Annotated in this window: 8 protein-coding genes and 1 pseudogene; 6 read left to right on the top strand and 3 right to left on the bottom strand. The window is 40.5% G+C overall.

Annotated features, from left to right (window positions below):
* Positions 1-330: 330 nt before the first annotated feature.
* The 5 genes from F6K13_RS04280 to F6K13_RS04260 all read left to right on the top strand — a co-directional run bounded on the left by F6K13_RS04280 (position 331) and on the right by F6K13_RS04260 (position 6,486).
* Complete coding sequence (locus F6K13_RS04280) at positions 331-1,416, top strand: TRAP transporter substrate-binding protein (RefSeq protein WP_124155736.1); 1,086 nt, start codon at positions 331-333, stop codon at positions 1,414-1,416.
* A 118-nt stretch (positions 1,417-1,534) separates the two neighbouring features.
* Positions 1,535-1,660 carry a hypothetical protein gene (locus F6K13_RS04275; RefSeq protein WP_275670318.1) on the top strand — a complete coding sequence of 42 codons (126 nt, stop codon included), beginning with the start codon at positions 1,535-1,537 and terminating at the stop codon, positions 1,658-1,660.
* A 141-nt stretch (positions 1,661-1,801) separates the two neighbouring features.
* On the top strand, positions 1,802-1,927 hold the full coding sequence (locus F6K13_RS04270; RefSeq protein WP_275670318.1) for a hypothetical protein: 126 nt from the start codon (positions 1,802-1,804) through the stop codon (positions 1,925-1,927).
* A gap of 840 nt (positions 1,928-2,767) precedes the next feature.
* A complete protein-coding gene (locus tag F6K13_RS04265; protein ID WP_124144178.1) occupies positions 2,768-3,622 on the top strand; it encodes a sulfotransferase in 855 nt (284 codons plus the stop codon).
* A gap of 530 nt (positions 3,623-4,152) precedes the next feature.
* A complete protein-coding gene (locus tag F6K13_RS04260; RefSeq protein ID WP_161564922.1) occupies positions 4,153-6,486 on the top strand; it encodes an Ig-like domain-containing protein in 2,334 nt (777 codons plus the stop codon).
* Between the two features lie 909 nt (positions 6,487-7,395).
* Here F6K13_RS04260 and F6K13_RS04255 read toward each other — a convergent pair.
* Positions 7,396-8,040, bottom strand: coding sequence for a hypothetical protein (locus F6K13_RS04255; RefSeq protein ID WP_124144180.1), 645 nt, complete (start codon positions 8,038-8,040; stop codon positions 7,396-7,398).
* A gap of 315 nt (positions 8,041-8,355) precedes the next feature.
* Here F6K13_RS04255 and F6K13_RS04250 point away from each other — a divergent pair.
* Positions 8,356-9,065, top strand: a pseudogene (locus tag F6K13_RS04250) (RNA-guided endonuclease InsQ/TnpB family protein); the annotation flags it as partial.
* 324 nt (positions 9,066-9,389) lie between these two features.
* On the opposite strand, the gene rlmD reads toward F6K13_RS04250, so the two are convergent.
* Both rlmD and F6K13_RS04240 read right to left on the bottom strand, forming a co-directional pair.
* Entirely contained in the window at positions 9,390-10,874 is a 1,485-nt protein-coding gene (gene rlmD / locus F6K13_RS04245; protein ID WP_124144181.1) for a 23S rRNA (uracil(1939)-C(5))-methyltransferase RlmD, read from the bottom strand.
* A 274-nt stretch (positions 10,875-11,148) separates the two neighbouring features.
* The coding region (locus tag F6K13_RS04240; protein WP_287286891.1) for a transposase at positions 11,149-11,759 on the bottom strand (611 nt) is incomplete at its 5' end.

The following is an 11,759-nucleotide window of genomic DNA, read 5'->3' as shown; positions in this document are numbered from 1 at the left end:
TTTTGAAATTTATGAGGAAAATGCTAGTAAAGATGGGAGTTTTCAGGAAGTTTATCAACAGTGGAAAAAATTTCGGGAGCAAGTTTTTAATTGGAATAAAGTTAATGAGTTGAGTTTTGCTCAGTTTTCCTTCAATAACCCAAAGTGAATTGAGAATTGAGAATTGAGAATTGAGAATTCGCATAAAGGAAGTGTTTTTCCCACTGTTCCCTATTCCCTGTTCCCTGCTATAACACATAAATAAATAAGTGAATTGAGAATTGAGAATTCGCATAAAGGAAGTGTTTTTCCCACTGTTCCCTATTCCCTGCTATAACACATAAATAAATAATGAAACGTCGAAACCTAATTAGTTATGCTACTGCTGCTACTACTAGTGCAGTTGCTTTACCTGCATTGAGTCAAACCGAACCCCAACAGATAAAATGGAGAATGGCAACGAGTTGGCCGAAATCTCTGGATACTTTGTTTGGTGGAGCACAGAGGATTTGCGATCGCGTCACAGTTATGACCAACGGTAAATTTACTATTACTCCCTATCAAGCTGGTGAAATAGTCGGAGGGTTGGAAGTCTTAGATGCTGTACAACAAGGTACCGTACAATGTGGTCATACTTCTAGTTATTACTATAAAGGAAAAAATCCTGCCCTAGTCTTTGCAACTTCTGTTCCATTTGGTTTTACTGCCCAACAACAGAATGCTTGGTTATATCATGGAGGGGGTTTAGAAGCTATACAAAAAGTTTATGCTGATTTTAACGTGATTAACTTCCCTGCAGGTAACACAGGTGCGCAAATGGGTGGTTGGTTTAGAGAGGAAATTAATACTTTGGCTGACCTCAATGGTTTAAAAATGCGTATTCCTGGTTTGGGAGGGGATGTGATGAGTAAGTTGGGAGTAAATGTTCAAGTGTTACCTGGTGGGGAAGTTTATCTAGCTTTAGAAAGAGGAGCTATTGATGCTGCTGAATTTAGTGGGCCTTCTGATGATGAGAAATTGGGTTTATATAAGGCTGCAAAATACTATTATTATCCTGGTTGGTGGGAACCTGGTGCGACAGAAGATCTATTGATTAATTTAGATGCTTGGAACAAGTTGCCAAAGGAATATCAGGAAATTTTTCAGACTGCTGCTTATGAAACTAATTTGAATATGTTGGCTCAATATGATGTTTTGAATAGTGAAGCGTTGCCAAGATTGATTGAAAAGGGTGTTCAGTTGAGACCTTTTAGCCCAGAAATTATGCAAGCTGCTCAGAAGGCTGCTTTTCAGATTTATGAGGAAAATGCTAGTAAAAATGGGAGTTTTAAGGAAGTTTATCAAAAGTGGAAAAAATTTCGGGAGCAAGTTTTTAATTGGAATAAAGTGAATGAGTTAAGTTTTGCTCAGTTTTCGTTTAATAAGTACCCAAAGTGAATTGAGAATTTAGAAACGATCCCCCTAAATCCCCCTTAAAAATGGGAACTTCTAGTTCCCCCCTTCTCAAGGGGGGTTAGGGGGGATCGAAAGCACTGTAACTCACAAAAGGTGAGAAATGCTATATTTATTTTCTGTGAGTTTTAACGAAGTTTATCAACAGTGGAAAAAATTTCGAGAGCAAGTTTTTAATTGGAATAAAGTTAATGAATTAAGTTTTGCTCAGTTTTCGTTTAATAAGTAGCCAAAGTGAATTGAGAATTTAGAATTGAGAATTTAGAAACGATCCCCCTAAATCCCCCTTAAAAAGGGGGACTTCTAGTTCCCCCCTTCTCAAGGGGGGTTAGGGGGGATCGAAAGCACTGTAACTCACAAAAGGTGAGAAATGCTATATTTATTTTCTGTGAGTTTTAACGAAGTTTATCAACAGTGGAAAAAATTTCGAGAGCAAGTTTTTAATTGGAATAAAGTTAATGAATTAAGTTTTGCTCAGTTTTCGTTTAATAAGTAGCCAAAGTGAATTGAGAATTTAGAATTGAGAATTTAGAAACGATCCCCCTAAATCCCCCTTAAAAAGGGGGACTTCCAGTTCCCCCCTTCTCAAGGGGGGTTAGGGGGGATCGAAAGCACTGTACCTCACAATAGGAAATTAGATCAATCCATATATATTGCCTTTGCGTCAGCCCTGTATTAATTATTAACCCGCCCCTTTCAATAATTTTAATTAAATAAACGATCGCAATCTTAAACATTAAGATGTATTAATAGTATGAAAATTTCATAAAGATTTGATGCAATTGGCGAAATGCTCTTGACACTAGGGGGGGTGGAATTATAATCCAAATGCAACATGGTTAGGACACTTAGAAATTCTCAAACTCTGTCATAGATTTTGTTGAATTTTGCATCGTTGATTTGATCTTGCGCGTGTCCTAACTACGTCAGTAAAATAAAATCAGGACTTACGCAAAATAACGCATTTATGCCATTGCGTTTTGCTGGCGCATAGCTTCCGCTAACGGCTGTCGCCGACATGTTTGCGGAGCATTCCGTCAGGAAAAAGCGCAGCTTTGCGTTAGCGCCAGCTTTGCTTTGCAATAGCAAGCGACAGCGTTTGCGGAGCAGTCCGTCAGGAAAGCAATCTCAAATGTTGATATTTCATTCCTTATGCGTAATTCCTGAAAATGCCTAAATATCTGTTGAATTGTCAGTAGTGACTCAAATTCCCTAAACCCACTGCTCAAACTTCTAGTTTTGAGATTACCACATCTCCCGAATTTGCTGGCTGCCTGGTCAAACACCATCTCACTCTGGCTTTCAACACCTATCAAACCAAAGCCAAAAGTAGAGAATGAAACAAAAAATCCATTTTATCTCAGGACTACCGCGATCTGGCTCCACCTTACTAGGAGCCTTACTTCGCCAAAATCCTGTGTTTCATGCAGGGATGTCTAGTCCAGTGGGGGGTCTGGTGAACCGACTACTAGAAGCGATGAGCGAAAACAATGAGTTTTCGGTCTTTATCACACCTGAACAAAAACGAGCATTAACCTTAACTATTTTTTCAACATTTTATGAGGCACAAGGGGACAAAGAAGTAATCTTTGATACTAACCGTCTCTGGTGTAGCAAATTGTCTTTAATTCAGGACCTATTTCCTGACTCTAAAGTGATTTGCTGCGTCCGCAATGTGGCTTGGATTATGGATAGTGTGGAAAGGTTAGTCAGAAAAAATACTTTTGAGGTGTCCCGCTTATTTAACAATTCAGGTGAACGTTCTACGGTTTACACTCGCACGGAAGCTTTGAGTCAGGGAGGAAGATTAGTGGGATTTGCTTATAACGCTCTCAAAGAAGCGTTTTATAGCGAATATAGTTCTTCATTACTCCTAGTGGATTATGACATATTGGCCCAAGCTCCAGATAAAACTCTGTCCCTGATTTATCAGTTTTTGGGGGAAGAACCCTTCGAGCATGATTTTGAGAATGTGGAGTATCAAGCTGATGAGTTTGATAATCGACTGAATACCAAAGGCTTACATACAGTACGCTCTAAAGTGGAGTTTCAACCCCGACAGACGGTTTTACCCCCAGATTTGTTTGCTAAATACGATGGTTTATCCTTTTGGACAAACCCCAGCAACAGTCTCGCTAATGTGATTGTGGCTCAAGCAAACCCCCCAGAAGTCAATGAAGTCAGAAGTTAGAAGTCAACCCACCCCTAACCCCTCCCAGGAGGGGAAATTATCAAAAGTTGTTTTTGAGACACAGATTTCTGCTCCGTCTTAAAAGACGGGACTTTAGACCCAATGATTTTTGGTAAACACTTGCAATGAAATTAACAGGACTTACTCCAGGTTGATTTGTCATTGCGACCGTAACGCAGTGTAGGGAAGCAATCTCGGAGTTTTTGCGATGACTTTCCTGACGGAATGCTCCGCAAACGCTGTCGCTTGCTATTGCAAAGCAAAGCTGGCGCTAACGCAAAGCTGCGCTTTTTCCTGACGGAATGCTCCGCAAACATGTCGGCGACAGCCGTTAGCGGAAGCTATGCGCCAGCAAAACGTAATGACGTAATTACCTCGCTTTTGCGTAATATCATGTAAAGTCATTGCGAGTGGAACGGAGTGGAAGGAATCAATCGCAAGGGTTTGAGATATCTCTTCCATCTATATCCTAATCATAACTAATCATCCGGACATGATATAAGTCATACTCAAATTAAGGAGAAAAAACAATGGCAAATTTTATCGTTAACCAAACTACTGATGACGGAACTGGGAATCAGGTAGGTACTCTCAGTTATGCTATTGCTCAAGCTAACACAATGGCAGGAGATGATACCATTACCCTGCAAAACGATGTTCGCCTGACAGGAACCATGCAGTCCCTCATTGACAGCAATATCACTATTGTTGGTGGTAACTATACCCTGAGTGGGGATGCCAATAATGACGGGATAGCTAATGCAGGAGATGTTCGGGCTTTGTTTATCAAGTCAGGAACCGTTGATATCTCCGATTTGACCATTACTAATGGTGTCGCCAAAGGCGGAGATAGTGACACTGGTGGCGGCGGCGCTGGTATGGGCGGCGGCTTATTTATGTCCGATGGCACCGTCACCTTAACCGATGTCGATTTCACTAATAACCTAGCCCAAGGCGGTAGCGGTGGTGTTGGTTCCAGTGGTACTGGTGGTGGCATTGGACTAATTGGTAGCAACGGTAGCAATGGTAGCGAAGGTAGCTACGGCAACTTCGCCGACGCTGGTGACGGCACTGACGGTGGCAATGGCGGCTTCGGTGGCAATGGCGGCAACGGCGGCAACGGCGGCTACACCTACGCCGACTACACTGCCGGCTACTACTTCGCCGGCAACGGTGGTAACGGTGGTGACGGCGGCTTCGGTGGTGGTGGCGGCGAAGGTGGCGACGGCGGTGACGGCTACGTCTACGGCTACACCTACAACGGCGCTGGTGGCGACGGTGGCGACGGCGGCTTTGGTGGTGGTGGCGGCATTGCCGGCTCACCTGGGCTAGCCTTCAGTATTGACATTTTTGGGGGCGACGGTGGCGACGGCGGCTACGGCGGCGGCAGCAGCTACGGCGGCGACGGCGGCTTTGGCGCTGGTGATGGATTGGGTGATGGTGGTGGTGGGGCTGGCTTCGGCGGTGCCATCTTTGTCCGCACTGGTTCGTTAAGCTTCAATAACACCAGTTTTACCAATAACAGTGCTACCGGTGGTACTGGGGGTAACGATGGTCTAGGCTTGGGCGGAGCGGTTTTTATCATGCAGTCCACCACTAATACTAATGGCAACAACCAGGGAATGCCCACTACCCTAGCTACCGTTACTGGTTCTAACGTTACTTACAGTAACAACAGCGCGGCGGATGATGCAGGAACAGCTACCGATAACGATGATGTTTTAGGTACGATTACCATTACGAATAGTAACGCTGCACCGGATGCAGTAGACGATGCAGTAACAACTGATGAAGACAGCCTCCTCAGTGGCAACGTCCTCACTAACGATAGCGACCCTGACAGCGATCCCCTTACAGTTACCGAAGTAAACGGCAATGCTGCTGATGTTGACATTCAAGTGACTTTAACTTCTGGCGCATTGTTAACTGTTAACAGTGATGGTACTTTCGACTACGATCCTAACGGTCAATTTGAGAGTCTAGGTGTTGGAGAAAGTACAACTGAAACTTTCACCTATACCATTGATGACGGCAACGGTGAAACGGATACAGCCACTGCCACCGTTACCATTGATGGTGTCAACGATGCACCAGTCTTAGCACAAGAGATTGATGACCAAATCATCTCTACTAACGAGAACTTATCCTTTGATACCAGTGTCTACTTCAGTGATGTTGATACCAACGACACCCTTACCTATTCCGCGTCTAACTTACCAAGTGGGTTTAGTATTGATACTAATACTGGAATTATAACTGGTAGCAGTAACTCTGCTAGTATCACTCCCATAACCGTCACAGCTGATGATGGCAACGGTGGTACAATCAGTGATACCTTTGAATTAATTCTGGCTAACAATCAAGGTACTCCTAACCCTGATGTGATTGTGATGGATCTGGTCAGTGGCAATCGCATCAACGCCAAAGCTAGTGATGACGTAATCTTTGGCAGCTCTGCTAACGATAAATTAGGTGGTTGGACTGGTGATGACGAAATTGATGGTGATGGTGGTCACGATGTTCTCTCTGGTGGTTGGGGCCACGATACCCTCACAGGTGGAGACGGTGACGATAAGCTATTCGGTGGTTTTGGCAATGACTTACTAGACGGTGGCTTAGGTGAAGATACTATAGTTGGAGGATTTGGTCAAGATACCATAGTCATCGCTAGTGGAGAAGGTATGGATACGATCCGATTTTTCCAACCTGGAGTCGATAAGATTGGATTAGCAGATGGTTTAACCTTCAATGACTTGTCCTTCTCTGGCAACAAGATTATCGAGACTTCGACTAATGAAGTGTTGGCGAAGTTGCCCTGGTTTAATACCGCTCATCTCGACAGTTCAGATTTTCTCGCAGTTTAAGTTGAGTTGAAATCTCAATTCCTGTGTGGCAGTTCATCGCTGTCACCAGGAATACTTATTGACTGAGAACGGGAACTCAAACCCATGTTGTACTCAAGCATTCAAAGCTTGAGTACAAGTGTCATTTCAGTTATCAGTTATCAGGGTGTTGCTGAATAAAAGTATAATTTTGTAGGAGTCAGGAGTCATATCAAATCCCGATAATTACTATACCCACGTCCGCAGCGACTGGAACGGAGTGGAAGGAAGCAATCTCAGTGGTTGAGGAGGTTGCTTCCTATCGTCGCAATGACGAAAGACAATATTCCTTATATTCAATCAAGCGCGGTTTTAACCAGAGGTAATTATCAATTATCCATTATCCATTAATGAACTGCTCTTTGATATAGTAAATACCTGAGCGCTCATTGCTATAAATTTTTTGAGATTTCCGGTTTAGTAGAATAAAAACATGAATTATAAATTTATAGAGTTAAATTCTGAAATTATCAAATATGGAAACATACGCATATAATCAAATTGCTGTAACTTGGGAAACATCTCAAAACATTGAACAACCAGACTGTTCTCCATGCGTTCGCATTATCGAATTTTTACGTTGAGGATGTCTAATGATGTTTACACCAGAATTATTAGAAGTTTGTTAGATAGAACTTGCGCACTAAAATTTATTTTTCTAGATTTTTGAGGAATTTATGTTGTTTGTCCTGTTCCATTATAGTTACTAAAAAGACATCTCCGAAAAAGATATAGACTTTTTGCATTTAGTAGGGAACACTTAACTGGGAACAGGTAACAGGCAATACCATCCTGCTAGTAATGTAGGTGTGCAAATGGGTGGTTGGCTTAGGAAATAAATTAATACTGTAGCTAACCTCAATAGTTTAAATACTGAATAGCTTACTAATACTAACTTAAATCAGTCCATTGTTGAGGTAAATTTTGCTCTGGAAACACTAATTTTGCTTGTAGATAATGTTCAAAAGACTTAATTAAATTATGGGTAGAATTTCCATAACAGCGAGTTTGATAAATTACAGCTAGATTGTGATTAACTATTGCCCATTCATAGGGAAAATAATTGAAATTAAGTACTTCTAAAGCTAACTCGCAGCAAGCTAAAGCAATTTCTAAATTAACATCAGAATCTCCATCCGGTAGTGCCCAAATAATCCGACCAAAATTTACTAATGCACTAGCAGTTGTAGTTGCCCTATTTTGACAAATGTTAGGAAAAACTTGCTTCGCCCACTTGCGTAAAATGTATATTAAATGAGGCTCTAATAAATCAAGATTTTCTACAATTAGAGGGTAAATTTGTTGAGGATCGCCTTCACTTTCCCAAGTTATTTGCAACGCTTCTAGCAAAAATGGCAAAGTTTCATTGATAGAAGTAGTTAAATCAGGAGTGACAATTTTAGCTTCTAACCAAGCAGCAAAATTCTGATAATATGGCAGATTTTTATCTAAAACTATGTAGATAGGAAAATATGGTTGCATGAATTGATATTTACTTAATTTTGCTTCTATCGGCTGTGGTTGAAAGTTAATCATTTTTAATGTTTTTGTGCCTCTATTGTGACCTTAATTACATTCTATTTTCCCATTCTAGAGAGTAGCTTTCCGGATCGTATTCAATTATTTTTATAGATTTACTAGAATTATAATCGAGAATCTAGGGTAGTTAATTATTCTGATATAATTTAGTTGAGATTGTTATAGTTATGTGGTGAAATAAATAGATAGCTCAAGTTGGATGCGGGTCTCAAGCCCCGTCCTTCTAGGACGGTTAACCTCAATCGGCGTTGCACAAATTAAATTGAACCTGATATACTAATAATATACGCAAGACTTGCTAGAGTCAAAACTATGATAGTATACGAATTCAAAGTCAAAGAAAACTTCAGCAATATCAAGCCGTTGATGAGGCTATTCGGACGGCTCAATTCGTGAGAAATTCATGCCTTCGCTATTGGATGGATCGTCGAGGACTAGGTAGAAAAGAACTGTATCCCTATAATACCGAAATGCGTTCGATGTACCCATTCGTTCAAGATTTGAATTCCCATGCTTGTCAGGCGTCTGTAGAACGGTGTTGGTCAGCTATTGCTAGGTTTTTTGACAACTGCAAGAAAAATATCCCTGGGAAAAAGGGATACCCACGATTCAAGAAACATAGCCGCTCTGTTGAATACAAGACATCGGGCTGGAAATTGCTAGACCCCAAACATATTCAATTTACCTACAAAAAAGGTATTGGTAGACTCAAACTGATTGGGACGTGGGACTTGGCATTCTATCCAGTTGAGAAAATTAAGCGAGTGAGACTGGTCAGACGAGCTGATGGTTATTATTGACAGTTTTGTATCAGTGTAGATGTTCATGTTAAAACCTTACCCACTAAACGAAATGTCGGTTTAGATGTGGGCTTAAAAGAATTCTACACCGATTCAGATGGTAATACAGAGCCGAACCCCAGATTCTACAGAAAGAGTGAGAAACGGATGAAATTCTATCAGCGTCGTGTTTCTCGCAAACAGAAAGGCAGTGCCAACCGCCAGCGCGCCATTAATCAACTGAGTACATGATATTACTATTACTCAAGTTTTCTAACTTTTACATACTACATTTTGTCGTGCGGAATCTGGGATAAAAGGTTTGTGCTGTGAGAATCTTGCCCACGGGGGGGGTATCTCACCCTTGATGAAATCAACTGTATAATTATAGCAGTTTTCATGAACATAGAATACAGAGATTTTGGGCTGAAAGGCAGCTATGCAGAAGGCAGAAGGCAGAAGTTTTGTAGTCTACCTTTGTGAAAACCGCTATAATTCTCCCCTTCGATCAATATTTATTCAGTTGAAAGCGAGTTTATTACAGGAAAATTGCCAAAACTACTTTACTTATTTTGACTTTTTTCTTACTAAAAATGCAGCACATTCGACATGAGCAGTTTGAGGAAAAAAGTCTGCAGGTTGTACTTTACTCAACTCATATTTACCTGTCGAACATAAAAATTTCAAATCACGAGCCAAGGTAGGAGGTTTACAACTAATATAAACTATACGTTCAGGTAGAATTTCTAAAAGAGTTTCTAAAACAGAGCGATCGCAACCTTTTCTCGGCGGGTCTAACAAAACTACATCAGGCTTTACTTGCAACTCAGGTAGTAAATCTTCAACTTTTCCATCATGAAAAATGACATTTGTCAAGTGATTAGTTTCAGCATTCAACTGAGCCTGTTTTATAGCCATCGGTTGAACTTCTATACCAATGACTAGGCCCTTCCTAGCCCCCTGTAACAACTCCTCACCTGCTATTTCCATAGAGTCGCGACCGGGAACGCCCACTTGCTGCAAATATTTTGCTATAGGTAAAGTGAAAGTACCGATACCACAATAAGCATCAACAATAATCTCCCGTCCGTTCAAAGCCAACTCTTGAATAACTACCTCCATTAATTTTTCCGCAGTCTTTGTATTTACTTGGAAAAAAGTATCGGGGGTCAATTGAAATTTTAAACCACTAAACTCTTCGTACAGATACAACCGACCAGCAACACAAACAGTCTGTTGACCAAAAATAGTATTTGTTGCCTTGGAGTTGTAGTTCAAACAAACACCTACTAACCGAGAATAATTTTCTAGCCATTTTTGTGCTTGAGCTTCGATACCTGGTAATAATTCTTTTGTTTTTTCCTCCTCTCCATTTATAACCAAAGTCAACAATATTTCCCCTGTGTTATTACCTATCCTCAAAGATAAATGGCGTACAATACCTGTATGTTTTTGTTCATCATATATTTTCCAGCCTTGCCTAGTAATATCCTGTTTTACTTCTTTGAGTAAAGGGTTCAAACGTTCGTCTTGAATGGGACATTGATTCAGATTAATCACTTTATGGCTACCTTTTTGATAATAGCCAGCTTTAACTTGACCTGTAGTAGAAATACTTAAAGGATATGTAGCTTTGTTGCGATATCCAAAAGCTGCTGGAGATGCTAGAGTTGGATCTACTGCTGATAATGTTAGCCCCCCTATTCTCTTTAAAGCTTGAATAACTTGATTTTGTTTAACTTGAAGCTGATATTCATAACTAATATGCTGCCATTGACAACCACCGCATTTGTCTGCAACTATACAATAAGGCTTTATACGATATTTGGACGTTTCTAGGAGTTGGTGTAATTTCCCATAAGCATATTTTGGTTTGACCACTGTTAGACGGGCAACTAGGCGATCGCCCGGAACTGTATCAGGCACAAATATGACTTTTTGACCATAGCGACCTACTCCATCACCGCTATCTGTTAAGTCTGTGATAGTTATTTCTACAAGTTGACCTTGTTCACAAGGTAGTTTAGCTAGGTTTTGATTATTGATATTCACTCATTTCTTTTGTCTACAAAATTTTAGAGTCATGTATAACCGTACGAACTAAGCTGTAGAAAATCGTGACAGCTTAATATCTTGGTATTGGATTAACCAATACTGGCTGTACGGCACAGCTCACTATTCCCTCGGCAGTAAATGCCCCTGGGAATTTCTTATCTTATATTTGAAGACTACCATTAATATCAGCATTAATCACTTTACCAGTTGCACTCCTGAATAAACCACGTTTGACTCGTTTACCTACATACAATTCATGCTGACAGGGCAATTATAGGTCAAGTGCAGAAGTTTTACTGGTGTAACTTTCTTCAGTCTCAATCACTTTAATTCCTGCTAACACACACTTATAAGTTATCTGTTTTACTAGCTTAAAATGTGGTATTTGAGTAAAATTTTGGTTATTTTTTTTGCCGATGTTTGCACCTTGTTTCCAATTATCATTTTTGCCTATGACTACAGTACCAATATTATTTGTAGTTAAATACTCAACCACTAATTTACTGGTGTTATGCAGATAATTCTCCACAAAACGATTTCGGTGATAGGTTAACGCTTCAATCTTACGGCTAGTTTTTTTCTGGCCCTTGAGAACACTTTGATATTTAGCTTTTCGCTTGTTGTAAAGCTGATTGACGCTTTTTAGTGGCTTCCCATTAACAAGCAGAGGTTTCACACCAGGCTTGTTTGTAGCTAGAGCAACTAATCTATCAATCCCTAAATCTATTCCTGCTACATATGTAGACTCTATCCGTTGTTGTTCAGTTTTTTCATACACAACTTCAATTACATCGCAGCCAGTTGCAGGTACTATCCTCACTTCAACTACAGACTCAACCACTACAGGTATTTTGATATCACTCATAGATAAGTGACAAATAC

The sequence above is a fragment of the Okeania sp. SIO2B9 genome, from assembly GCF_010672505.1.
GTDB lineage: Bacteria > Cyanobacteriota > Cyanobacteriia > Cyanobacteriales > Microcoleaceae > Okeania > Okeania hirsuta.
The sequence above is the reverse complement of the archived record's forward strand: the minus strand, read 5'-3'. Positions and strand labels throughout refer to the sequence as shown.

What these genes read in the sequence shown, in the direction of transcription:
- F6K13_RS04270 (WP_275670318.1), top strand. Translation starts at nt 1,802, where the DNA reads ATGCTATATTTATTTTCTGTGAGTTTTAACGAAGTTTATCAACAGTGG.
- F6K13_RS04265 (WP_124144178.1), top strand. Translation starts at nt 2,768, where the DNA reads ATGAAACAAAAAATCCATTTTATCTCAGGACTACCGCGATCTGGCTCC.
- F6K13_RS04275 (WP_275670318.1), top strand. Translation starts at nt 1,535, where the DNA reads ATGCTATATTTATTTTCTGTGAGTTTTAACGAAGTTTATCAACAGTGG.
- F6K13_RS04260 (WP_161564922.1), top strand. Translation starts at nt 4,153, where the DNA reads ATGGCAAATTTTATCGTTAACCAAACTACTGATGACGGAACTGGGAAT.
- F6K13_RS04280 (WP_124155736.1), top strand. Translation starts at nt 331, where the DNA reads ATGAAACGTCGAAACCTAATTAGTTATGCTACTGCTGCTACTACTAGT.
- F6K13_RS04255 (WP_124144180.1), bottom strand. Translation starts at nt 8,040, where the DNA reads ATGATTAACTTTCAACCACAGCCGATAGAAGCAAAATTAAGTAAATAT.